26 protein-coding genes and 2 pseudogenes are annotated in these 21,089 nt (G+C 65.3%); 15 read left to right on the top strand and 13 right to left on the bottom strand.

Annotated elements, in window-relative coordinates; translation table 11 throughout:
• Positions 1-13 precede the first annotated feature (13 nt).
• Entirely contained in the window at positions 14-577 is a 564-nt protein-coding gene (locus ACE10W_RS24675; RefSeq protein ID WP_011088278.1) for a helix-turn-helix domain-containing protein, read from the bottom strand.
• A 36-nt stretch (positions 578-613) separates the two neighbouring features.
• Positions 614-808 carry a hypothetical protein gene (locus ACE10W_RS24670; protein WP_028175869.1) on the bottom strand — a complete coding sequence of 65 codons (195 nt, stop codon included), beginning with the start codon at positions 806-808 and terminating at the stop codon, positions 614-616.
• 125 nt (positions 809-933) lie between these two features.
• Here ACE10W_RS24670 and ACE10W_RS24665 point away from each other — a divergent pair, with 125 nt between their 5' ends.
• The 3 genes from ACE10W_RS24665 to ACE10W_RS24655 are packed head-to-tail and all read left to right on the top strand — an operon-like array spanning position 934 to position 3,777.
• Positions 934-2,247, top strand: a complete 1,314-nt coding sequence (locus ACE10W_RS24665) for an MFS transporter (protein WP_182872013.1) — start codon at positions 934-936, stop codon at positions 2,245-2,247.
• Positions 2,248-2,302: 55 nt separating this feature from the next.
• Entirely contained in the window at positions 2,303-2,824 is a 522-nt protein-coding gene (locus ACE10W_RS24660) for an MOSC domain-containing protein (RefSeq protein WP_182872012.1), read from the top strand.
• Positions 2,821-3,777, top strand: coding sequence for a PDR/VanB family oxidoreductase (locus tag ACE10W_RS24655; protein WP_182872011.1), 957 nt, complete (start codon positions 2,821-2,823; stop codon positions 3,775-3,777). The genes ACE10W_RS24660 and ACE10W_RS24655 overlap by 4 nt, the downstream gene beginning before the upstream one ends.
• Position 3,778: 1 nt before the next feature.
• Here ACE10W_RS24655 and ACE10W_RS24650 read toward each other — a convergent pair whose 3' ends face one another.
• On the bottom strand, positions 3,779-3,991 hold the full coding sequence (locus ACE10W_RS24650; protein ID WP_038967523.1) for a hypothetical protein: 213 nt from the start codon (positions 3,989-3,991) through the stop codon (positions 3,779-3,781).
• 91 nt (positions 3,992-4,082) lie between these two features.
• Positions 4,083-4,421, bottom strand: coding sequence for a membrane protein insertion efficiency factor YidD (gene yidD / locus ACE10W_RS24645; RefSeq protein WP_011088273.1), 339 nt, complete (start codon positions 4,419-4,421; stop codon positions 4,083-4,085).
• A gap of 248 nt (positions 4,422-4,669) precedes the next feature.
• On the opposite strand from yidD, the gene ACE10W_RS24640 reads away from it, so the two are divergent.
• Positions 4,670-5,569 carry a hypothetical protein gene (locus ACE10W_RS24640; protein ID WP_028175874.1) on the top strand — a complete coding sequence of 300 codons (900 nt, stop codon included), beginning with the start codon at positions 4,670-4,672 and terminating at the stop codon, positions 5,567-5,569.
• Between the two features lie 117 nt (positions 5,570-5,686).
• On the opposite strand, the gene ACE10W_RS24635 is transcribed toward ACE10W_RS24640, so the two are convergent.
• Positions 5,687-6,142 (bottom strand): iron-sulfur cluster assembly scaffold protein, encoded by a 456-nt coding sequence (locus ACE10W_RS24635; protein WP_011088271.1) that lies wholly within the window; start codon positions 6,140-6,142, stop codon positions 5,687-5,689.
• Between the two features lie 241 nt (positions 6,143-6,383).
• Here ACE10W_RS24635 and folE point away from each other — a divergent pair, with 241 nt between their 5' ends.
• From folE to ACE10W_RS24615, 4 genes are all read left to right on the top strand, one after another.
• Positions 6,384-7,073: a GTP cyclohydrolase I FolE gene (gene folE / locus ACE10W_RS24630; protein ID WP_011088270.1), complete on the top strand. Its 690-nt coding sequence runs from the start codon at positions 6,384-6,386 to the stop codon at positions 7,071-7,073.
• Between the two features lie 27 nt (positions 7,074-7,100).
• Positions 7,101-7,523: a phosphoribosyl-AMP cyclohydrolase gene (hisI, locus tag ACE10W_RS24625; RefSeq protein WP_060908026.1), complete on the top strand. Its 423-nt coding sequence runs from the start codon at positions 7,101-7,103 to the stop codon at positions 7,521-7,523.
• 186 nt (positions 7,524-7,709) lie between these two features.
• Positions 7,710-8,789 (top strand): transglycosylase, encoded by a 1,080-nt coding sequence (locus tag ACE10W_RS24620; protein ID WP_038967526.1) that lies wholly within the window; start codon positions 7,710-7,712, stop codon positions 8,787-8,789.
• Positions 8,790-8,961: 172 nt separating this feature from the next.
• Positions 8,962-10,137: a DUF2336 domain-containing protein gene (locus tag ACE10W_RS24615; RefSeq protein WP_182872009.1), complete on the top strand. Its 1,176-nt coding sequence runs from the start codon at positions 8,962-8,964 to the stop codon at positions 10,135-10,137.
• A 179-nt stretch (positions 10,138-10,316) separates the two neighbouring features.
• Here the strand turns inward: ACE10W_RS24615 and ACE10W_RS24610 are convergent, their stop codons facing one another.
• From ACE10W_RS24610 to ACE10W_RS24600, 3 genes are all read right to left on the bottom strand, one after another.
• On the bottom strand, positions 10,317-10,895 hold the full coding sequence (locus ACE10W_RS24610; RefSeq protein ID WP_011088266.1) for an Hpt domain-containing protein: 579 nt from the start codon (positions 10,893-10,895) through the stop codon (positions 10,317-10,319).
• A 27-nt stretch (positions 10,896-10,922) separates the two neighbouring features.
• A complete protein-coding gene (locus ACE10W_RS24605; RefSeq protein WP_011088265.1) occupies positions 10,923-11,468 on the bottom strand; it encodes a response regulator in 546 nt (181 codons plus the stop codon).
• A gap of 109 nt (positions 11,469-11,577) precedes the next feature.
• Positions 11,578-12,357 (bottom strand): NAD kinase, encoded by a 780-nt coding sequence (locus ACE10W_RS24600; RefSeq protein ID WP_038967522.1) that lies wholly within the window; start codon positions 12,355-12,357, stop codon positions 11,578-11,580.
• Positions 12,358-12,604: 247 nt separating this feature from the next.
• Here ACE10W_RS24600 and ACE10W_RS24595 point away from each other — a divergent pair, with 247 nt between their 5' ends.
• Complete coding sequence (locus ACE10W_RS24595; protein WP_011088262.1) at positions 12,605-14,167, top strand: S10 family peptidase; 1,563 nt, start codon at positions 12,605-12,607, stop codon at positions 14,165-14,167.
• On the opposite strand, the pseudogene ACE10W_RS24590 reads toward ACE10W_RS24595, so the two are convergent.
• Positions 14,157-15,541, bottom strand: a pseudogene (locus ACE10W_RS24590) (serine hydrolase domain-containing protein). The gene ACE10W_RS24595 and the pseudogene ACE10W_RS24590 overlap by 11 nt on opposite strands.
• 108 nt (positions 15,542-15,649) lie before the next feature.
• Complete coding sequence (locus ACE10W_RS24585; RefSeq protein ID WP_182872007.1) at positions 15,650-16,192, bottom strand: lipopolysaccharide assembly protein LapB; 543 nt, start codon at positions 16,190-16,192, stop codon at positions 15,650-15,652.
• Positions 16,193-16,443: 251 nt separating this feature from the next.
• Here ACE10W_RS24585 and ACE10W_RS24580 point away from each other — a divergent pair, with 251 nt between their 5' ends.
• The 4 genes from ACE10W_RS24580 to ACE10W_RS24565 all read left to right on the top strand — a co-directional run bounded on the left by ACE10W_RS24580 (position 16,444) and on the right by ACE10W_RS24565 (position 18,934).
• The gene (locus tag ACE10W_RS24580; protein ID WP_182872006.1) at positions 16,444-16,812 is read left to right on the top strand and encodes a His-rich protein BRANT; all 369 of its coding nucleotides are present in this window, start codon (positions 16,444-16,446) and stop codon (positions 16,810-16,812) included.
• Between the two features lie 196 nt (positions 16,813-17,008).
• Complete coding sequence (locus tag ACE10W_RS24575) at positions 17,009-17,443, top strand: hypothetical protein (protein ID WP_182872005.1); 435 nt, start codon at positions 17,009-17,011, stop codon at positions 17,441-17,443.
• 286 nt (positions 17,444-17,729) lie between these two features.
• Positions 17,730-18,437, top strand: coding sequence for an outer membrane protein (locus ACE10W_RS24570; RefSeq protein ID WP_028175884.1), 708 nt, complete (start codon positions 17,730-17,732; stop codon positions 18,435-18,437).
• Positions 18,438-18,691: 254 nt separating this feature from the next.
• On the top strand, positions 18,692-18,934 hold the full coding sequence (locus ACE10W_RS24565) for a DUF6719 family protein (RefSeq protein WP_011088257.1): 243 nt from the start codon (positions 18,692-18,694) through the stop codon (positions 18,932-18,934).
• A gap of 21 nt (positions 18,935-18,955) precedes the next feature.
• Here the strand turns inward: ACE10W_RS24565 and ACE10W_RS24560 are convergent, their stop codons facing one another.
• A complete protein-coding gene (locus ACE10W_RS24560; protein WP_011088256.1) occupies positions 18,956-19,210 on the bottom strand; it encodes a hypothetical protein in 255 nt (84 codons plus the stop codon).
• 305 nt (positions 19,211-19,515) lie between these two features.
• Positions 19,516-19,905, bottom strand: coding sequence for a hypothetical protein (locus tag ACE10W_RS24555; RefSeq protein WP_182872004.1), 390 nt, complete (start codon positions 19,903-19,905; stop codon positions 19,516-19,518).
• Between the two features lie 103 nt (positions 19,906-20,008).
• On the opposite strand from ACE10W_RS24555, the gene ACE10W_RS24550 reads away from it, so the two are divergent.
• Positions 20,009-20,188: a hypothetical protein gene (locus tag ACE10W_RS24550; RefSeq protein WP_028175886.1), complete on the top strand. Its 180-nt coding sequence runs from the start codon at positions 20,009-20,011 to the stop codon at positions 20,186-20,188.
• Between the two features lie 3 nt (positions 20,189-20,191).
• Here ACE10W_RS24550 and ACE10W_RS24545 read toward each other — a convergent pair whose 3' ends face one another.
• Positions 20,192-20,410, bottom strand: coding sequence for a hypothetical protein (locus tag ACE10W_RS24545; protein ID WP_038967516.1), 219 nt, complete (start codon positions 20,408-20,410; stop codon positions 20,192-20,194).
• Positions 20,411-20,623: 213 nt separating this feature from the next.
• Between ACE10W_RS24545 and ACE10W_RS24540 the strand changes: the two are divergent.
• Positions 20,624-20,968, top strand: a pseudogene (locus ACE10W_RS24540) (methyl-accepting chemotaxis protein); the annotation flags it as partial.
• Positions 20,969-21,089: the final 121 nt, after the last annotated feature.

The raw sequence follows: 21,089 nt of genomic DNA, 5'->3' as shown, positions 1-21,089 counted from the left end.
CCGAAGTCCGGGGTTACGTCGTCGCGTTCTGAGCGACAACGACTAGAACCTCCGCCTTCTGCCGGCCGAGGCTCCGGACCTCGTGCGGCGTCTCGCCCGAAAAATACAGACAATCGCCCTTGCCGAGGACGAGCTCTTCGCCGTCGAGCTTGATCGCAATTTTCCCGTTGATCACGAAGAGCAGCTCCTCGCCGGCATGCGAGGCGCGCGTCGCCGATTTGTGCGGCGGGCTGAGGAGGAACGGCTCCATCATCTTGCGGGTGCGGCCGGTTGCCAGCGGCACCACGCCAAAGGTGTCCTGGAACAGCGGGACATTGCCGCCTTCGCGGCGGAACAGCGTGTAGCGCGGCGCGGGCTCGGCGTTCGGGTCGAAGAAGTTCGCGACGTTGACCTCGAGGGCGGCGGCCATCCGCAGCAGCGCGGCGAGCGAAGGGATCTTGAGGTTGCGCTCGACCAGCGAAATGTAGCCGCGCGTGAGGTCGCTCTGCCTGGCAAGCTGGTCCAGCGTCAGGCCCTTGGCAATCCGCGCCTGGCGGATATTGGCCCCGACCGCTGTCGCTTTGCTGACGTCAAGCACGCATGAGTCTCCTGAACTGCTGATGCTTCTTTTGCATCAGATGCTGCCGAACTGCCAGCCCGGTGGCGCGCGCAGGGCAGTTCCGGGGGACGTGCAGGTGTATTCCAAAGGAAAACTATCGCGCAGAAATTTCGAGCAGCGCCGCGGATATTGTGGGCAGGCGAGCTGGTATATCGCGAAAATCAGCCGAATAATGGTGCAATTGATGCGCTCTGCCGCGATCGGCGGCATTTGCCGCATTCCGTGCCGTTGATTTCCATTAGTAAACATGATCGATTTTACCGCCGCGGCTGCCGATGGGCTCCGCGACAGAACCAACTGCTTTTCCCAGGCGCCGGTACCTTTTGGAGAGATCGATGACCGTGGCAGACGACGTAACCCTGAGCGTAGCGCCGGACGAGGCGGCGAGCTTGCGACGGATCGTGTGGTCGAGCGTGATCGGCACCGCGGTCGAATGGTACGATTTCCTCATCTACGGCACGGCGACCGCGCTGGTGTTCAACAAGGTCTTCTTCGCGGCCGGCAATCCCACGCTCGCCACCATCGCCGCCTTCGGCACCTACGCGGTCGGCTTTTTGGCGCGGCCGCTGGGCGCTGCGATCTTCGGTCATTACGGCGACCGGGTCGGCCGCAAGGCGATGCTCGCGATCACGATCATGGTGATGGGCATCGGCACCTTCCTGATCGGATTGCTGCCGACCTACCAGCAGATCGGCATCGCCGCGCCGCTGCTGCTGATCGGCCTGCGCTTTCTCCAGGGCATCGGCCTCGGCGGCGAGTGGGGCGGGGCGGTGCTGATGGTGGTGGAGAGCTGCCCGACCCACCGCCGCGGCCTGCTCGGCAGCATGGTGCAGGTCGGCAATCCCATCGGCAATCTCGCCGCGATCGGCATGTTTGCGCTGGTGGCGAGCCTGCCGGAAAGCGACTTCATGACTTACGGCTGGCGCATTCCGTTCCTGATCTCGATCCTCCTGGTCGGCGTCGGGCTCTACATCCGCCTCAACATGGAAGAGACCGCGGCCTTCCGTCAGGTCCAGGCCAAGAAGGACGTCGCAAGCATGCCGCTGGTCGAGATCTTCAGGCATCACCGCAGGCCGTTCTTCACCGCGGTTGGTCTGAAGATCTCCGAGATCGCCTATGCCAGCATCGGCGGGGTGTTCGTGATGTCCTACGCCACGGCCAATCTCGGCCTGTCGCGCACGGTGGTGCTGAACGGCGCGTTCGCCGCATCGCTGGTCGCGCTGCTCGCCATTCCCTTGTTCGGCTGGCTGTCCGACCTCGTCGGCCGCAAGACGATGTTCTATGCGAGCTGCCTGTTCTCGGCGCTGTTTGCCTTTCCGCTGTTCTGGCTGCTCAACACCCGCGATCCCGCCGTCGTCATCTGCACCATCGTGGTCGCGATCACCTTCGGTCAGATGGTGATGTTCGGCATCGGCGCGCCCTGGTACTCCGAGCTGTTCTCCGCGCGGCTGCGTTACAGCGGCGCCTCGCTCGGATTTCAGGTCGGCGCGGCCCTGAGCGGCGGGTTGACGCCGCTGATCGCGGCGTCGCTGATGGCCTGGAGCGGCGGCGCAACCTGGCCGGTCTCGCTGCTGCTGATCGCCTGCGCAGCCATCACGGCAACTGCGACCACGTTCGCGCCGGAAATGGCGAACAAGGAACTGACCTGATCCCGCGGCGCGCCACTGCCGGCGGCGCGCCAACGCCTCTCACAAGGATTTTGTCATGCTCGACACCATCAGCGCCGGCTCGGCGCAGACGACAACGCAGCTCGGCTGGACCGGCGTGGTGCGCTTCCTCCATCTCGCCCCGCGTGCGTTCCTGCCGATGCGCGCAGCGGAAACGATCACGCTCGTCGCAGGCCGGGGGATCGACGGCGACCGCTACATGATCGGCAACGAGGAGGGGTTTTATTCGCACAAGCCGGAAGAAGGCCGGCAGGTCACCCTGTTCGAGCTCGAGACGCTGGTCGCGCTCAAGCGTGACGCCGGCATCGAGCTCGGCCCGGAGGAGCATCGGCGCAACGTCACGGTCGAAGGCGTGCCGCTGAACCATCTGGTCGGCCGCCGCTTCTGGCTCGGGGAAACCCTGCTGGAGGCAACCCGGCTGTCGGTGCCGTGCCGGCATATCGAGGAGATCACCGGCAAGGCGATCTTCGATCCCCTCATCAATCGCTCCGGCCTGAACTGCAAGATCCTGCAAGGCGGCGTCGTCAAGGTCGGCGATACCGTGCGGAACGCGGCATGAACGTGCGTCCGATCACGACGATCAAGACGATCGTCACCGGCATCGAGGAGGCGGGGGCAGGCACAAAACTGTTCACGCTGGCCGATCCCGATCGCTGGGAGCTGCCGCCCTTCAAGCCCGGCGCGCATATCGACCTGCATCTGCCGAACGGACTTGTCCGCACCTACTCACTGTGCAACGAGCCCGCCGACAATGCGCGCTATGTTGTTGCGGTCAAGCGTGAGGCTGATGGGCGGGGCGGTTCGCGCGCGCTTCACGATGAGGTCGGTATTGGCGACGTGATCGGCGTCTCGTTGCCGCGCGGCGGGCTCGATCCCGGTGCAGGCATTGCGCGCCATGTGTTCATCGCGGGCGGCATCGGCGTGACGCCGTTCCTGTCGATGGCGCGGCACCTCGTGCAGACGGGCGATGCCGGCTTCGTGCTGCATCTGATCGTGCGCGAGGAGGTACCGCTCGCCGCGCATCTCGCGCCACTGATCGAAGCGGGCCGTGTCGTCGTGCACTGCACGTCCCGGACCGGGCGTCCTGATCTCGCTGCGCTCATCGGGGAGGGCGGGGCGGACACGCTGGTCGCCTGTTGCGGGCCGGAAGGCATGACTGAGGATTTCGAGCAGGTCACCGCAGGCTGGCCAGCCGCCAATGTCCATATCGAGCGCTTCATCGCGCCGCCGCCGGTCATCGATCCCGACACAAAGTCCTTCACGCTGTCACTGGCGCGCTCGGGCGCCGAGATCCAGGTCCGCGCCGGCCAGACCATGCTGGCCGCGTTGCAGGAAGGAGGCATCGACATCGCAACCTCCTGCTGCGGGGGCATCTGCGGCGCCTGCAAGGTCGGATGGATCGAGGGCAAGCCCGTGCACCGCGACCGCATCCTGTCGCCATATGAGCGCGAGCGCTATCTCATGGTTTGCGTCGCCGGATCAGACGCGGAGCGGCTGGTGCTGGATCTCTGAGCTACCAGTGCACACTCTGGCTCGGCACGATGAACGCCGTGTTGCTGGGCGGCGTGGCCAAGCTCGTCGCCAGATACCAGCCGGAGCCGAGCACGAGCGCCAGCAGGGCGACCATGGCGAGCACATCGATTGTTCTTGGATCGTGCCCCCTTGGACTGAATTTGGGATGCGGACCAAGTCTGAAGTGAAGATGAGGGCTGATTTTCCAGCGCATTGTTGTTTCCTCCCGCGGGAGCATCAAAACAACGCGAGGAGAAAGTTCCGGTTCCACTCAGGGCAGCGATGCAGAAAGGACCGCAACAAATTTAGGGTGCGTTGACGCCGCGCCAGCGGCCGTAGCGCCAGGGCAGATACCAGCGTGCGTCTTGCGGCGCGGCGAGGGGCACGTTGTCGATGCCCGACGTGCCGAACGGATTGCAGCGAAGCAGGCGCGCGAGCGTCATCCAGCCACCGGCCCAGAGCCCGAAACGTTCGATCGCCTCGTCGCCGTAGACGGAGCAGGTCGGCAAATGCCGGCAGTTGTAGCCGACCAGCGGCGAGAGTGTATGGCGGTAGAGCCAGATCAGCGCGCGACCGAATCTGCGCGGGAGGCGAAGCGCGCCCTCGACGGGAGTGGAACAATGCTCGCAGGCTGAATGCTTCATGTGCGCTTTGCTGCGACGTTAAGCGAGGTGTTGCGCGGTTCCCGAGCAGGGAACAGCAAGCTGTTGTTTGCGCGCCATATTTTACGTGCTTTTTGGGAGCAGTGCAGCAAGTACCTGTGGACGATCTGTATTCCCCCGGATACCATTTTTATGACGCCCGCGTGTAGAAACATACGCCTGTATGATGGACTCAGAGGGCGCTACCGGGGATTGTTGGGGGACCTTTGGGGCTTGGGGAAGGAACCAGATTGAGACTTCTGAACTCCCTTGATCGTCGCGGCTGGTTGGTGCTTGGGGCCGCCGCATTCGGCATCGCCCTGACCGGAGCTGTCGCTACGACCGGCACCAAGGCTCACGCCGGCGCGGCCCTCGAAGAGCGCAAGCTGCCGATGAAGTTCAGCTGGGTCGCCTGCGAGCCGAACTGCCGCGGCTGGGTCAGTGCGGTTGGCATCATCACCGCCGATACGCCCAAGGACTTTGAGGAGTTTTCGCGCGGGCGCCAGCTCGGCGGCGCCACTGTCGTGCTCGATTCCAGCGGCGGTTCCGTCAACGACGCGATCACGCTCGGCAGGCGCTTCCGCAATCTCGGGCTTTTGACCACGGTCGGCATCAGCGTTCAGAACCGTGGCGGGCAGTCGGCCCGTCCGGCGGTCGCGCCCGAGGCCTATTGCGAATCCATGTGCGTGTTCCTGTTGCTGGCCGGCAAGAAGCGCTACGTGCCGGACGCCGCCCATGTCCGGGTCCACCAGATCTGGATGGGCGATCGCGCCGACGATGCCAAGGCGGCGAGCTACAGCGCGCAGGACCTGATGATCGTGGAACGCGACATCGGCCGGCTCGCCAAATACACCTTCGACATGGGCGGCGCCGGCGATCTTTTGTCGCTCGCGCTCAGCGTCCCGCCCTGGGAAGATCTGCATGAGCTGGACACCGGAGAGCTCAAGCTCACCAATCTCGTGACGACGGATCTGGTGGCCGACGTGCTGCCGCATGTGGACGTCACAGCGCCGGCCATGGCGGAGCTGGCGCCGAAGACGCAGGCCAGGTTCGGTGTGGAACCGGAGCAGCCGGCCAAGTCGACCAAGACGGCGGAAGCCGTGGTGCCGACGGGTGGGGTGGCGACGCCGAGCGCGGCCTCGCCGAAGTAGGATCTTAAATCTTGGCAGTCATTCCGGGGCGCGCGTAGCGCGAACCCGGAATCTCGCGCTGTAATCTCCGGATTCCGGGATCGTCGCTTTGCGACGCCCCGGAATGACGCGGGCGGTTCAGCCCTGCGCCGTTGCCGGCTGCTTCGCCTTGGCCTCGATCTGACCGATGGCATCGACGACGGCATCGAAGGTCAGGAGCGTCGAGGCATGTCGCGCCTTGTAGTCGCGCACCGGCTCGAGGAACTTGATTTCTTCCCATTTGCCTTCAGGAGGCGCGCCGTTCTCCTTGAGCATCTTGCGAACGGTTTCGCGTAACTCACGGAGTTCGCTCGCAGTCGAGCCGACGACGTGACTTGCCATGATGGATGAGGAGGCCTGTCCGAGCGCACAGGCCTTCACGTCATGGGCGAAGTCGGTGACGGTGTCGCCGTCCATCTTGAGATCGACCTTCACGGTCGAGCCGCACAATTTGGAGTGGGCAGTCGCGGTGGCATCGGGGGCGGACAGCCGCCCGAGGCGCGGAATATTCCCGGCCAACTCGATGATCCGCTTGTTATAAATGTCGTTCAGCATGTGATGGAGTCCAACACTTCCGCACCGGATCGGCCTTGGCGGGCGCCGTCCAGGGTCCTATATAGGGTCGGAACGGGTGGAAAAACAGTCCAGCGGCCCGGCAGTGGTGATCCAGGACCACGCGGGCGACGTCAGAGATTGCGGACCTTTTTCGCCAAAACTGTAGTCTTCAGGCGTCCGGCGGCTTGCCGCCCCGTCTGCCGGTGACACTCCGGCCGCAAGGCCGTCGAACGGAGTCGATATGGACGCTACGATCAAATCCATCCGCCCGAGCAAGCCCTCCGACCGGCAGCCTGAGAGCCGCCCGGCCGAGCTTGACCCAGCCGAATTCCTCGCGGCCGCCGTCCGCGCCGACCAGCCGCGCCCCGCGCGCGCGCAGGCCGAAGCGGCGGTGAAGACGCTGCTGGCCTATATCGGCGAGAACACCGAGCGCGAGGGTCTCTTGGACACGCCGCGCCGCGTGGTCGAGGCCTTCGACGAGCTCTATCAGGGCTACCACCAATGCCCGGCCGAGGTGCTCGACCGCACCTTTGGCGAGACCGCCGGCTATGACGACTTCGTGCTGGTGCGCGATATCGAGTTCACCTCGCAGTGCGAGCACCACATGATGCCGTTCTACGGCAAGGCGCACATCGCCTATACGCCGGTGGAGCGCGTCGTCGGCCTGTCGAAGCTTGCCCGCCTGACGGATATCTTCGCCCGCAGGCTCCAGACCCAGGAGCATCTGACGGCGCAGATTGCCGCGGCCATCGACGAGGTCCTGAAGCCCCGCGGCGTTGCCGTGCTGATCGAGGCCGAGCATACCTGCATGTCGGTGCGCGGCGTCGCCAAGCATGGCGCTTCCACGTTCACCAGCCGCTTTACCGGCATGTTCCGCGACAATCCGGCGGAGCAGGCCCGTTTCCTGTCCCTGGTGCGAGGCACGCGCTGACCTCGCGAGTTGACTGGCGAGGTTCCTGTGTCCGCTCACTCCCATGAGATCGAGGAAGGGATATCCTTCCAGCCGCGCTTCGACGCAAGCGGCCTCGTGACATGCGTGGCGACCGACGTCGCCACCGGCGACGTGCTCATGGTCGCCCACATGAACGACGAGGCACTGCGCAAGACGATCGCGACCGGCGAGGCCTGGTACTTCAGCCGCTCGCGCAATGCCTTGTGGCGAAAAGGTGAGACATCGGGTCAGACCCAGCGCGTGGTCGAGATGCGTACCGATTGCGACCAGGACGCGGTCTGGATCCGCGTCGAGCAGATCGGCGCGGCCTGCCACACCGGCCGCCGGTCCTGCTTCTACCGCAAGGTCGAGGCCGAGGACGGGGGAGCGAAACTGGTCTTTGTCGACGCCGACAGGCTGTTCGATCCGGACGCGGTCTACAAGAAGTAGCCCCTCTGTCATTCCGGGGCGTGCGCAGCACGAACCCGGAATCCATCGTGCGGCATCACGCGGGGTTGGATCGATTCCGGGCTCATCGCTTCGCGATGCCCCGGAATGACTCGGGGAGGGGGGCGATCCCCGAATTAACCCCGCATTAACCATACCTGTCTCACGGTGAGACGACAGGACGCCGAATTGCCGGCGTCGCTCAACGCCGCGCGGGGCGGGCACTTCATCATGTCGGTCGACAATTCCAGTGCCTCTCAGACGGCGGTTCTCGATCCGTCGCGGGCGCGTGTCGCCGGTGCGATCAAGCAGGCCTCGAACGTCAGTGGCGTCAGCTTCCAATACATGCTGACCACCGCAAAGATGGAATCGGATTTCGATCCGACGGCGGGGGCCACGACATCGTCCGCGCACGGGCTTTACCAGTTCATCGACCAGACCTGGCTCGGCACGGTGAAGGAGGCGGGGACCCAGCTCGGCTATGGCAACTACGCCGACGCCATCACCAGGACTTCGTCGGGCACCTACACCGTCGACGATCCCGTGACGAAGCGGTCGATCATGAAGCTGCGCGACGACCCGGAGGCTGCCTCGAGCATGGCGGCGGCGCTGACGCAGTCGAACAGCTTCAAGCTCACCGGTCTGCTCGGCCGCAGGCCGTCCGACAGCGAACTCTACATGGCGCATTTCATGGGCGTCGGCGGCGCCGCAAAACTGATCGCCAATGCCGAGGACAATCCGCAAGCGGTCGGCGCGCGGCTGTTTCCCAACGCGGCATCCGCCAACCGTTCGATCTTCTACGCCAGGGATGGCCGCGCCCGTAGCGTCTCTGAAGTCTATTCGGTGCTGGACGCGCGCTATGCGAGCGCGGCAAATTCGAAGACCACGCGCAGCGCGATGGCGATGTATGGCGGCACGCCGTCGACGACGCAGGTCGCGAGTGCAAATGCCGTGCTGCCTACCACGCCGGTGATCGACAACGCCGCTTATCTCCAGACCTTTCCGGATGTGCGCGGCGTGACGCCGGTGAGCGCGACATCCTCGATGACGGTCGCGGACAACACGCCGATCACGCCGGCATTCCGTTCGATCTATCAGCCCGGCGACGCCACGCAGCCGGTCTCGACGACGGTGCAGAAATTGTGGGGCAACAACGCCTCGCTCACCTCGGTCGCGCCCGCGACCTCGGTCGCATCGGCGACGCCGGATGTGCGGCCGCCGCAGCCGCTCGATCTCTTCAGCGATCGCAGCGGCACGTTCTCGAGCTGACATTTCGCCTTTCGCGTCCGGGGCACGGATGCAGAGGCGCCTTGGTTCCCTTAACAAAACGTCAATAAAACCAGCCAGTTATGGTGAACGCTTTGTTAAGCGTCGTGGTTTATTTTGTGTTGCAGGTGACGAGCCGTCACCATTTTCGTTTGTTGTGTAAGCCGGAAGCAGCATGATTGTTCGGCAGTTCATCAATTGGATCAGGACGGCGCCCGCCGGCGAGCGGGCCGAGGCAACACGGGCACTGGCCCGGGCCTGGCTGATCTCAGACTTGTCCCATGACGATCGCGTCGCCGCCGAAGGCGCGCTTCTGATGCTGCTCGACGATCCCTCGCCGCTGGTGCGGCAGGCGATGGCCGAGGCTTTTGCGCGCAGCACGGATGCCCCGGCGGCGATCGTGCGGGCGCTGTCGGCGGACCAGCCGACCGTTGCGCTGCCCGTGCTCGAGCATTCTCCGCTGCTGATCGATGCGGACCTCGTCGACATCGTCGCAACCGGCAACGACGAGGTGCAGTGCGCGGTCGCGCGCCGCGTCGCGCTGCCGGTGTCGGTCTGCGCCGCGATCGCCGAAGTCGGCTGCGCAGCGGCAGCGCTCGAGCTGATCGAGAATCCCCACGCCGAGCTCGCGCCGTTCTCCTGGAACCGCATCGTCGACCGTCACGGCCATCTCGCCGCGATCCGCGAGGCGATGCTGGTGCTGGAGGATCTGCCGGCCGCAACGCGCGCGGCGCTGGTGGCAAAGCTCTCCGAGACGCTGGCGCAATTCGTCGTCGCGCGGAACTGGCTGAGTGCCGATCGCGCCGACCGCATCACCATCGAGGCGCGCGACCGCTCCACCATCAACATCGCGGCGCGCTCGCGCGGCGAGGACATGCAGGGGCTGGTGCATCATTTGCGCGTCACCGGCCAGCTGACCGCGGGCCTGATCCTGCGCGCGCTGCTGTCGAGCAATCTCGACCTGTTCGACGCCGCGCTGGCTGAACTCGCCGATTTGCCGCTGGCGCGCGTCACCGCGCTGCTGCACGACCGCGGCGGCAACAGCCTGCACGCGCTGCTCCGCCGCGCCGGGCTTCCCGAGGCGACGTTTGCGGCGTTCCAGGTGGCGCTCGATGCCTGCCACGAGCAGGGCTTCGTCGACAGCGACGACGGCGCGGTGCGGCTGCGCCGGCGCATGGTCGAGCGCGTGCTCACCCATTGCGAGACCGACCGCGGCGCCACCGAGCCGCTGATGGTCCTGCTCCGCCGCTTCGCCACCGAGTCTGCGCGCGAAGAGGCAAGGCTGTTCTGCGACGAGCTGGTCGCGGACGACACGGTCGATCCGGTTTATGACGATCTGATCGCGGCGTAACGAGACGCCGTAGGGTGGGCAAAGGCGCGTAGCGCGGTGCCCACCATCTCTCCACGCAGCTCATGTTGATTGGTGGGCACGCTTCGCTTTGCCCACCCTACGTTCTGGTCGTGTCGATGGAGCAGCCTGAGGCTCTGTCATTGCTTCGCTGCGCTCGCAATGACAAGACGCGAGAGTGTTTACTCCGCCGGCACGATGCTCGGCGCCAGGATCACCTCAAGGTGCTCGGGGCGGTCGCGGTTGACGTCGGCGAGGTAGTCGTCGGCGACCTTGCGCAGGCGCCGGCTGAGCTCGGCGGAGACGCTGATGCTGTCGAGCTTGGTGTTCTCGTGCACGATGGCCAGGATGGCGTTGATGTGGTGCGTGAACAGCTCGGCCGGCACCCTTTCGAGATCGGGCGCGTGCTCGATGACGCGGCACAGGCTCTCGGCGACTCCCGCCGCGGCCGGGTAGCCGAATGTCGCAGCGTCGCCCTTGATGTCGTGCGCGGCGCGGAACAGCTCGTCGCGCCTGTCCTTGGTGAAGCCGTCATGGCGGATGGCGACGTAGGCGGCGGACAGGCGGTTGACCTCTGTCGTCATCCAGTCCTTGAACTCGCCGGCGAGGCCGGCGAGCGCCTGCTCGGCGCGGCTGACCGGATCGTCCAGGTCCTTTTCTTCGACACGACGCAGAACCCTGCGCAGCGGATTGGGCTGCGTGATGATTTGATGCGTGGCGAAGGCCGTGACCTCGATGTCCTTTGCGCTGTTCTTCGCCATGATACCTGCCTCGCCTGAGACGTTGCGCTAGATGGTGGAGCGGGCCTTGTCGAGCAGCGAGGGCTGCTGCAGCACCTCGTGCTTTTCGCCGACACGGCGCTCGGGGCCCATATAGGCGGAGTTCGTGTTGCGGCGCCGGTCCGGACCGAAATAGGTCTTGGTCTTGATGAAGGGCCGGGGATTGGCGACCACGTTGAGGATGCGCTGATAGAGCCCCTTGGCCGAGATCGGCTTGGCCAGGAATTCGGTGACTCCGGCATCGCGCGCGACCGTGACGCGGCGCTTCTCGGAATGGCCGGTCAGCATGATGATCGGCGCGTAAGGATTGCCCTTGGATTCCGGCTGCCGGATCATCTGCGCGAGCTCGAGCCCGTCGAAGATCGGCATCGCCCAGTCGGTGATGACGATGTCGGGCACGTAGTGGCTGTACATTTCCAGCGCCGTGGCGCCGTCCTCGGCCTCGTAGACTTCGCGCGCGCCGAAGGAATGCAGCAGCGTCCGCAGGATGCGGCGCATGTGCGGATTGTCGTCGCAGACGAGGAAGCGCAGCTTGTTGAAATCGATGCGGAACATGACGCCTGGGCCAGAGCGGTCAACCTTCGTTAACCATATCGTGGCTGGGGTTAACGAAGGGTTGCGACCGGGCGTCCCAAAGCGCCGGTCAAGGCGCCGGGCAGGGGGCTCAGTACCCGAACTGCTCGCGCAAAATACGCTCTTCCAGGCTGTGGCCGGGGTCGAACAGCATGCGCATCGAGATGGTCTTGTCGGACAGCACCTCGACGCGGCGGACGTCGCGCACCTCATCGTGGTCGGCGACCGCGGCGACGGGGCGCTTGTCGCCCTCCAGCACCTCGATCACGACATAGGCCGTGTTGGGCAGCAGCGCGCCGCGCCAGCGGCGGGGGCGGAAGGCGCTGATCGGGGTCAGCGCCAGCAGCGCGGCGTTGATCGGCAGGATCGGTCCCTGGGCGGACAGGTTGTAGGCGGTCGAGCCTGCCGGTGTCGCCACCATGATGCCGTCGGCGATCAGCTCGGGCATCCGCTCGCGCTCGTCGATCAGGATCCGCAAGCGTGCCGCCTGGTAGGTCTGACGGAACAGCGCGACCTCGTTGATAGCGTGGTGCAGGTGGACGCGGTCGTTGACGTCGGTCGCGCGCATCAGCAGCGGATTGATCTCGGACTCCTGTGCCGCCTCGAGCCGCGCACGCAAATCGTGCGTCGAGTATTCGTTCATCAGGAAGCCGACCGTGCCGCGGTGCATGCCGTAGATCGGCTTTCCCGTGTGCATGTTCTGGTGCAGCGTCTGGAGCATCAACCCGTCGCCGCCGAGCGCGACCACGATGTCGGCTTCGTTCGGGTCGCAATTGCCATAGTCGCTGGTGAGCTGGCCGAAGGCGGCCTGCGCCTCGCTGCTCGGGCTGGCGACGAAGGCGATCCGGTCGTAGCGCGCTGGCTTGGTCATGGCTTCCGGGCAGGGCCGCTGGCTCGAGTAAGTTCCGCCGGGCTCGTCTATACACCCGGGCCTGCATTGTCGAGGATGACCGCCCTTCAAGGCAAACGGGCGGCTGCCGATTCGGGACGAAACCGGGTCGTTTCGAGCCCGATCGGCCTCCTTGGGCGCCCTCGAGTCCACAATCCCCCAAACCGTCGCAATTTTGCGCTAGGCTTTTGGCCTCGCCGGGCTCTCACAGCCGGCAGGGAGAACGATCATGACCACGAGTTTGCCGAGCCGCGCGATCCTGGTGCTGGCGGTGTCGGCCTTCGCGCTTGCGGGCCTTGCGCGTGCGGACGATCCGCCGCAGCCGCGATCTGAGACGGCGGCGCCGGCCGGACAGAAAGGCGGACGCGGCGGCGGCACGCAAAGCGCGCAGCAAGCTTCGCCGTCGGCCGCCGAGCCGCACCGTCTTCCCTCGGATTCGACCACGAAGCAGACGCTCGATCTGCCCGGTCGCACGCTCAACTTCGCCGCAACCGCCGGCTCGATCCGCGTGTTCGATGGCAAGGGCGAGCCGCTGGCCGACATCGCCTACACATCCTATGAGCTCGACGGTTCAGACCGCGCGACGCGTCCCGTGACGTTCCTGTTCAACGGCGGACCCGGCGCGTCCTCGGCATGGCTGCAGTTCGGCGCTGCGGGCCCGTGGCGGCTGCCGCTCGATGGCGAAGCCCTTTCGCCATCGGCCTCGCCCGACGTGAAGCCGAACGCGGAGACCTGGCTTGATTTCACCGATCTGGTCTTCATCGATCCCGTCGGCACCGGCTACAGCCGGTTCGTTGCGACCGGCGAGGACGCGCGCAAGTCCTTCTATTCCGTCGACGGTGACGTCAATGCGATCGCGCTGGTGATCCGCCGCTGGCTCGAGAGGCATGACCGGCTGGTCTCGCCGAAATACGTTGCAGGCGAGAGTTATGGCGGCATTCGCGGGCCGAAGGTGGTGCGCCAGTTGCAGGTCCAGCACGGCGTCGGCGTCAGGGGATTGATCCTGGTGTCGCCGCTGCTCGACTTCCGCGAGTTCACCGGCACCAGCCTCCTGCAATATGTCGCAACGCTGCCGAGCTATGTGGCGGTGGCGCGCGAGGCCAAAGGACCGGTCAAGCGCGCCGATCTCGCCGACGTCGAGGCTTACGCGCGCGGCGAATTCCTGGCCGACCTCGTCAAGGGCGAGGCCGACAAGGAGGCCACCAATCGCCTTGCCGACAAGGTCGCCGAGCTCACCGGCATCGACCGGGCGGTGAGCCGCAGGCTCGCCGGCCGCTTCGACATCGGTGAATTCCGCCGCGAGTTCGACCGCAAGAACGGCAAGGTGACGGGACGCTACGATGCCTCTGTCCGCGGCCTCGATCCCTATCCGGATTCGGGCAATTCGCGTTTCGGCGATCCCTCGGGCGACGCGCTCCAGGCGCCGTTGACGAGCGCCGCGGTGGACGTCCTGACACGCAAGCTCAACTGGCGGCCGGACGGCTCCTATGAAGTCCTCAACGGCGCCGTCGAGGGGCAGTGGGATTTCGGCCGCGGCATCAACCCGCCGCAGTCGGTGTCGGATCTGCGGCAGGTCCTCGCCGCCGACGCGAAGCTGAACGTGCTGGTCGCGCATGGCCTGTTCGATCTCGCCACGCCCTATTTCGGATCCAAGCGGGTGCTCGACCAGTTGCCGGCCTTCGCGACGCAGCGGATCAAGTTCGTCGTCTATCCCGGCGGCCACATGTTCTATTCGCGCGACGGCTCGCGGCAGGCGCTTCGTGGCGAGGTCGAGGGATTGATCAGGGAGTAGGCCGACGCTTGCGCGGTGGATATTGGCGCGCGATCTCGCGGGCGACGACGCTCGCAGGCTTGACGTTGGCGCCGGCGAGCCAGATGTCGCTGACCTTGCCGCGAGCATCGCGGACGCGGCGCACCGGCTCGCCATGACTTGAATGGCCGGCGGCGGCGGCAATCCTGCCGGTATCGCGGCCGGTCACCTCGATCTCGCCGGCATCCATGAACGGATTGTTGAACTGCGGGTTGGCGATGAGCACACGGTCGCCCATCGGCACGAGGTCAGTCGCGCCCCAGATCGTCCACCAGCGGCCGGTCCAGTCGCGTACGCGCCGGTCGGGTGCGCCGCGGGTCTTGAACGTTCGCAGGATCTGCATCGCGCCGTCCATCCAGAACGGCGCAGCGCCGTCGATGGAGTTGCTGATGATGCTGATCGCGAGCTCGCAGGCGGGAATGGCGCAGGTCCGCGAGATATAGCCCTGGAAGTGACCGCCATGGCCGAGCCAGTCCCAGCCGTCGAGCTTGCCGGCGCCGATGCCCAAGCCGTAATAGGCCTCGAAACTCTGCGGGATACGCCAATGATGTCGTGTCATCTCGCGGCGGCTGGCGACCGACAGCACGCTCTTTCTTGCGTTGGGCGCGAGCTGCGCGAAGAAACGCGCCGTATCGGCGGCGGTGGCGGCGAAGCCCGTGGCGGACGCCATCGCGTGTGTGGGATTGTCGCCGGGGATCACGCAGCGCTCGCCCAGCGGCACTTTTCGCGTGTGACCGCGTGCGAACGCCGCACCTTTGGGGAGCGGCGCGTCCGGCTCGGTCTCGCGCAAACCCGCGGGTTCGATGATCTCGCGCTTGATCCAGGCGGTGTAGGGCTCCTTCGTCACCGCTTCGATCACGAGACCGAGCAGGCCAAAGCCGTGATTGGAATATTTGAAGCGCGTGCCGGGCTCGATCGCGGTCGGTAGCTTCAGCTCCGCGAGCAACTCCTCCGCGTTCAGATACGGACGACGATCGATGAACTGGCCGGAATCGGCGCCGTCGCGCGTCAGCCCGGCGCTGTGCGAGAGCAGTTGCGCGATCGTGGTCTCGGCGACGCGCGGATGCAGGCCGCCGACATACTGCCCAACGGAATCGTCGAGTCGAAGCTTGCGCTGCTCGCGCAGCTTCATGATGCCAGCCGAGGTAAAACTCTGGAGTGCGAGGCGATGCGGAAGCGGTGGCGCGGCGTGAGCTTTTCGCCGGTGTCGAGATTGGCAACGCCAAATGCATGCTCGGCGACGACCTCGCCGCGATGGGCGAATGCGACGATGACGCCCGGCTGCTGGATTGTCGTCTGCTGGAATTCGATCCAGGAGCTGATGTAGTCGATCGCGGATCGCAGCCACGTGTCCATTGCGCACCGATTTGCGAGGGAAGGATTGGTGCGCGAGGCTAGCCGAGAAAGCAGAACCGGCACAACCCCTAGGTTGTGCCGGTTCGCGTCGTTCGGAAACGGGATGGCTTAGTAGACGAGCGTCGCGCCGGTCGGCTTGTCCAGCGCCGCGGCAAGCGAGCGATACTCGGAGCTGTCGGTGCCGGCGAGCGAGGCGATCTTGTTCAGGTGATACTGCGCCTGCTCGCGGTTGCCCTGCTCGAGCTGCCAGAGGCCGTAATACTGCCAGGTGCGGACGTGGTTCGGATCGTCCTTCAGCGCCAGCTCGTAATAGACCTTCGACGACTGGTAGTCGCCGAGCTTGCGATAGGAATAGCCGATCAGATTGGCAACGTCGGCGACTTCGTCGCGCTTGAGCGACTTCAACTGATCGATCGCGCCGGTGTAGTCATGATTGTCGTAGATCGTGGTGTAGGCGGTGCGATAGGCAGCAAGGAATTTCGGATCGCTGACGGACGAGCTCTTCTTCTTGCCCTTCTTGGTCGAAGTGTCCGACTTCGGCGGCGACGAGGGCTCGTCGCTCCCCGCGGCATAGGCGCTGGTCAGCACCGGCCCGGCTGCGAGCGTCATGGAAACGAGCCCCGGCAGCAGAAGCATTGAGAGTTTGCGCATCTAAGTTCTCCCGTATGGAACGTGGCGATCCTACACGATTGCCCGAAGACCGGAACACCCAACGGGCGAAAACATTCCCGCTTCGCACGATCTATTCGCCCTGGGCAGATGACAAACTTGTCATCCAGATGAACGGAAGCCTGCAACCGGCTTCAGACTGGGTTCAGCGCGCGAGGCCTAGGCTCCCACCTACGATCGAAGGGTTGGCGAGAGGGCGCCCGCCTGAAGATCCTTCCAAGAGGAGACCAACCATGTTGAAGACCATTTCCGCAGCCTTGCTCGCAGCTTCGGTGATCGCAGCCCCGGCCTTCGCCGCCGAGGCCGGCAAGACCACCACGACCGCGCCGGTGATCAAGGCGGACCAGAGCCAGACCAAGGTGTCGAACACCGCCGCGAAACCGGATGCCGGCGTCAAGGCCGACACCAAGGCCGCCGACGTCAAGGCGGACGCCAAGGTCGACACCAAGTCGAAGACGATGAATGCGAACGCCGCGGTCACGCCCGACGAGCACAAGATCGTGCGGACGCATCGCCATCACCACAAGCATCTGTCGGCCAAGAAGTCGCTGAAGGCCCAGCCGGACGCGACCAAGCCGGTGACGACCGAGAAGCGCAGCTAACGACTGATCCCGCGCGGCGGCATCCCTGGCATTGCCCCGCCGCCGCGTGCGGAATTCAGGCCCGGTCCGCTGTCTCGGTGCCTTGCGCGAAAGCGCAAGGCACCGGCGGCGGGCCGGTGCGCCTGCAAGCGAATTCCCTTCGTGCAACCTTGGGGCTAGAACATCTCCGAGTCTGAGCGAGCGGAGAGCGTGACCTGTGGGGCGATTGGCGAAACGTGCGGTGAGCCTGCTATTGATCCTGGCATTGCCGCTGGCGCTCGCAGCGTGTTTCGGCAGCGACGGTGACCGTCCATCCCTGATGGAGGGAAGCCAGGCCGGAGGGCCGCAGCCGTTTCCCGACAATTTCCGCAGCGACACACTCGCCTTGATGCGCACTTACCTCAACAATCCGGTCGGCGTGCGCGAGGCCGGCATGGCCGAGCCGGTGTTGCGCGAGCTCGGCGGCCGGCAGTTCTACGTGAGCTGCCTGCGCTTCACGCCCCGCGAGACCGACGGCAGCTACAAGGGCATGCGCGAGCGCGCCGTCGTCTTCGTCAACGGACGGGCCGACCGTGTTCTCGATCGCGCCAGCGAGCTCTGTACCGGTGCGGTTTACGCACCCTTTCCGGAACTGGAAAAGATGATGCGGTAGCGCAAAGCCCGCCTTCATCGGCTGGTGCTAGGACTGCAGTCGCCGGAGCCGCTGGATCACATTTTGGCGAGCTTTGAACGGGGCGGGTTCGCCTTGCGACAGATTGTTACGGCAAGCCTTGCGCAGGCGACAAAACAGCCGGTGCAGGGCAACGTGACGGAACAAAATCGCGATGTTGCCACCCCGTCACAGTAGCGAACGATCAACGTTCCGGCATCGCCGCGAAGCAACCTAATTCACGCCACGTTGTTTCCTGAGTGTCGAATTTGAAAGAACGGGGATGATCATGAAAACGATCTTGCTGGGCGCAGTCGCTCTGCTTGCGCTGGCCGCGCCGGCCGCAGCGGCCGACATGCAGCCGCGCGCCTATACCAAGGCACCGGCCTATACGCCGCCGCAGGTGATCTACAACTGGACCGGGTTCTACATCGGCGGCCATGTTGGCGGCGCGTTCGCCGGCGACAGCAGCTTCCAGTCGAGCGACGCCCGCTTCCTCGGCGGTGTGCAGGGTGGCTTCGACTACCAGTTCGCGCCCAATTGGGTCGTCGGTGTCGAGGCTCAGTATTCCTGGCTGCCGACCAACAACAACGGTGTCACGTTCCCGCTGGGAACGCAGGTGACGTCCAATACCGACCAGCTCGGGTCGGTGACAGGCCGGATCGGCTACACCTGGGGTCCGGCGCTGGTCTACGCCAAGGGTGGTTACGCCTGGCGCAATGGCGGCCTTGGCGTCAACGTCGCCGGCGTGCCGCAGGGCTTCACCGCCACCGGTAACAACAAGGACGGCTACACCGTCGGTGCCGGCCTCGAATACATGTTCGCGCCGAGCTGGTCGGCCAAGGCCGAGTACCAGTACTACAATTTCGGCAGCACCACCTTCACCTCCGGGCCGGCCGACATCGTCGGCGTCCGCGGCCGGGAGGACGAGCATACCGTCAAGGTCGGTGTGAACTACCGCTTCGGCTGGGGTGGTCCGTCAGCCTCGCGCTACTGACCCGCCAGCGGCAATCCCAGCTCTGACAAAGGCCGGCTCCCGCCGGCCTTTTCTCGTGTGCCGGCCCGTGCTGGCGGCCGGTTCTTTGCTTTGCGTGAACCATCTGGCGCGTCATTTGCAAGCAAACATTCCGGCGCGCGCCTTCTCACGCGTGTCATGGGGCTGGCGTAAAGCAAAAATAATTTTTGCCGCTTACGGAACTCGCGCTCCGGAACGCGTTATATGAGAATTATCGGGCTGGTGGGACGACGGTCATGCGTATCTTGGTGTCGGCAGCGGTGCTCGTGTGCTTCGTCGGCGGGCCGTGCACTGCTCAAACAATCCTCAAATCCGAGCCTCTGATGCTGGCACCTTACGAGGTGGCCTTCGTCAAGGACGCGTCCTGTCCGTCCGGCAAGGTGTTGAAGGTCACCGGCGCGATCCGCGGGCTGCACCGCCGCAAGGCCTGCGTGGCGCTGGCCGGCGAGCAGGCATCGCTGGCGACCGCGACGCCCTGAACCCCGGCTTCCGGCCCGACCTCACAAATTCAACTGAAGCTCTATCCTGGACTGGCGCTCGGCCTCCGCCTTGTTCGTGGCGGGGTCCTCGCCCTGCGCTGCCCGGCAGGGCTTAATCTCGTAGTCGTTGTCGAGCACACGCCGCGGCCCGGCACGGTTGTCGTCGGCGCTGACATCCACGACGAGACCGCTCCGCTGCGCCAATTTCCAGACGTCGGACTCATCAGGATAGGCCTTGCTGATCTGGGCATCGTTGCAAAACAAGGCGTAGGGCATTCTTCCCGCTCCCGGAAAGCGCGTTAACGACTTCAATGGCGAGGGGTTCCGGCCGGCGGTTGATCACGGCGCCGTGATCGCGGTGCCCGGAGTCCTTGAGTCGTAAACGAGTCCTGAATCTCCAAAAAAAGAATCCCTGGGACTCTCCGGCCGGAATCAGCGGATGTTTTCGGCCATGACGAGCGACCTGAAAACCTCCTGCGGGCACATGCTCCTGCCGCTGACGGTGGCGCTGCTCGGCGCCTGCGCAGCCAATCTCTGGCTGGTTTGGTCCTGGCTGTAGGTCCCCAGACGGACGGCCTGCCTTACTTGGCGGCCGGTGGACGAGGGCCGGCGTCGCGGATGGCGGCGCGGACTTTTGTCAGGGTCGCCGCACAATATTCCTCGCGCTCGCGCTCGAACCGCTCCTGATGCTTGCGGAAATTTGCGATCCTGGCCTGCATCTCGGTACGGAAATCGCCACCCGTGCGGGGCGGCGGGACCTGGACGGGCCGAGCTTGAGGGGCGGGCGGAGATACGGCCGGTGGCGGGTCGGTTTCGATCGCGATGGCCTGCACGGTCACGATTTCCGTGGTCACCGCGAATGCAGCAGGCGGGCTTTCCGGCGGATGGAGGTCATCCTTCTTGCCGGTTACCGATTGGACGAAGGCCAGTGTCTGCGCGATCAATGCGTCGCGCTCTCGGATCCACTTCATGGGCCACCCCCGTTAGGGGTACTCCACCAAAGCTCGAGGGACGAATCAAGAAGATATCCTCCGAGGGATTGCATATTTTTCCCGGTCGCCCGACAGTGGGCGGATGGATGCCGGAAAAGAGCAGGCGGATGAAGCCGAAGGATTGAGGCTCGTTCGCGCGTTCCTGTCGCTGCCGCCCGACAAGCGGGCGGAGGTGATAGCGTTCGCCGAGGAATTGGCGCGGGCCCATGGCCAGCCCGGGGAGGGCGAGGGCACGTCTCCGAAGGGCACATCCCAGAGGTGAGTGCTATCGCTCGCGCGGGTTGACGTTGGGCACGAAGGGCGCACCGACCACCCGGACCGCCGCCGGGGCTGCGGCCTCGACCGGCCTGCTGTCGGCGACCTGCCTCTCCGGAGCCTGTCCAAAGACGGGCTCGTACAGCGCAAGAGCGCCGGCTACGACGACGCAGCACAGCGTCACCGCCCCCAGCAAGAATATGTCTCGATGGTCTGCCCTGATCCGCATGGGGCAAGAACGAGCGACGTACGTGCTTGGTTCCGCACCAGATCGGCGACGTGGCCAGGACGGTCGAAGAGTTCAAGTCCAACGGACTCGAAGTGGAGCGGCTCAAGGCGGCGCAGGCCGAAGCCGAGAAGCAGGCGGCCGAGCAGCGTCGCCGCGACATGGTCCGTGCAGTCGGTTGCTACCGCCACGGAAGAGCTGTCCTCCTCGGTCAACGAGATCAGCCTGCAGATTTCCGGCATCCAGACCGCGACCCAGGAATCGGTGAACGCGATCCGCGACATCTCCCCGACGATCGAGCGGCTCTCGGAAGTGTCCTCGACCATTCCCGCGGCGGTCGAGGAGCAGGGCGCCGCGACCCAGGAGATCTCGCGCAACGTGCAGCAGGCCGCCCACGGCACCCAGCAGGTCTCCTCGAACGTCACCGACGTGCAGCGCGGCGCGGCCGAAACCGGCTCGGCCTCCTTGCAGGTGCTCTCGACCGCAAAGATGCTGGCGACCGACAGCAACCGGCTGAAGGACGAGGTCGGAAAATTCCTCCGGACGGTGCGTGCCGCCTGAGTCCGCGCGGCGGCATCCGCCGCGCCAAGAGTCTCTATTGCGGCAGCAGCAACGCTAGCGCGATGACGAACAGCATGGCCGTCATGACGACGGCCGTAATCGCGCCGGCGGCGATCCTGGC

This window comes from Bradyrhizobium sp. B025, from assembly GCF_042257955.1.
Classification (GTDB): Bacteria; Pseudomonadota; Alphaproteobacteria; order Rhizobiales; family Xanthobacteraceae; genus Bradyrhizobium; species Bradyrhizobium diazoefficiens.
The sequence above is the reverse complement of the archived record's forward strand: the minus strand, read 5'-3'. Positions and strand labels throughout refer to the sequence as shown.

Bases quoted from the DNA above. Each gene is read 5' to 3' on its own strand.
- ACE10W_RS24670 (WP_028175869.1), bottom strand. From the start codon at position 808: ATGCCGCCGATCGCGGCAGAGCGCATCAATTGCACCATTATTCGGCTG.
- ACE10W_RS24665 (WP_182872013.1), top strand. From the start codon at position 934: ATGACCGTGGCAGACGACGTAACCCTGAGCGTAGCGCCGGACGAGGCG.
- ACE10W_RS24660 (WP_182872012.1), top strand. From the start codon at position 2,303: ATGCTCGACACCATCAGCGCCGGCTCGGCGCAGACGACAACGCAGCTC.
- ACE10W_RS24655 (WP_182872011.1), top strand. From the start codon at position 2,821: ATGAACGTGCGTCCGATCACGACGATCAAGACGATCGTCACCGGCATC.
- ACE10W_RS24650 (WP_038967523.1), bottom strand. From the start codon at position 3,991: ATGCGCTGGAAAATCAGCCCTCATCTTCACTTCAGACTTGGTCCGCAT.
- yidD (WP_011088273.1), bottom strand. From the start codon at position 4,421: ATGAAGCATTCAGCCTGCGAGCATTGTTCCACTCCCGTCGAGGGCGCG.
- ACE10W_RS24635 (WP_011088271.1), bottom strand. From the start codon at position 6,142: ATGCTGAACGACATTTATAACAAGCGGATCATCGAGTTGGCCGGGAAT.
- folE (WP_011088270.1), top strand. From the start codon at position 6,384: ATGGACGCTACGATCAAATCCATCCGCCCGAGCAAGCCCTCCGACCGG.
- ACE10W_RS24615 (WP_182872009.1), top strand. From the start codon at position 8,962: ATGATTGTTCGGCAGTTCATCAATTGGATCAGGACGGCGCCCGCCGGC.
- ACE10W_RS24610 (WP_011088266.1), bottom strand. From the start codon at position 10,895: ATGGCGAAGAACAGCGCAAAGGACATCGAGGTCACGGCCTTCGCCACG.
- ACE10W_RS24605 (WP_011088265.1), bottom strand. From the start codon at position 11,468: ATGTTCCGCATCGATTTCAACAAGCTGCGCTTCCTCGTCTGCGACGAC.
- ACE10W_RS24600 (WP_038967522.1), bottom strand. From the start codon at position 12,357: ATGACCAAGCCAGCGCGCTACGACCGGATCGCCTTCGTCGCCAGCCCG.
- ACE10W_RS24595 (WP_011088262.1), top strand. From the start codon at position 12,605: ATGACCACGAGTTTGCCGAGCCGCGCGATCCTGGTGCTGGCGGTGTCG.
- ACE10W_RS24585 (WP_182872007.1), bottom strand. From the start codon at position 16,192: ATGCGCAAACTCTCAATGCTTCTGCTGCCGGGGCTCGTTTCCATGACG.
- ACE10W_RS24580 (WP_182872006.1), top strand. From the start codon at position 16,444: ATGTTGAAGACCATTTCCGCAGCCTTGCTCGCAGCTTCGGTGATCGCA.
- ACE10W_RS24570 (WP_028175884.1), top strand. From the start codon at position 17,730: ATGAAAACGATCTTGCTGGGCGCAGTCGCTCTGCTTGCGCTGGCCGCG.
- ACE10W_RS24565 (WP_011088257.1), top strand. From the start codon at position 18,692: ATGCGTATCTTGGTGTCGGCAGCGGTGCTCGTGTGCTTCGTCGGCGGG.
- ACE10W_RS24560 (WP_011088256.1), bottom strand. From the start codon at position 19,210: ATGCCCTACGCCTTGTTTTGCAACGATGCCCAGATCAGCAAGGCCTAT.
- ACE10W_RS24555 (WP_182872004.1), bottom strand. From the start codon at position 19,905: ATGAAGTGGATCCGAGAGCGCGACGCATTGATCGCGCAGACACTGGCC.
- ACE10W_RS24550 (WP_028175886.1), top strand. From the start codon at position 20,009: ATGGATGCCGGAAAAGAGCAGGCGGATGAAGCCGAAGGATTGAGGCTC.
- ACE10W_RS24545 (WP_038967516.1), bottom strand. From the start codon at position 20,410: ATGCGGATCAGGGCAGACCATCGAGACATATTCTTGCTGGGGGCGGTG.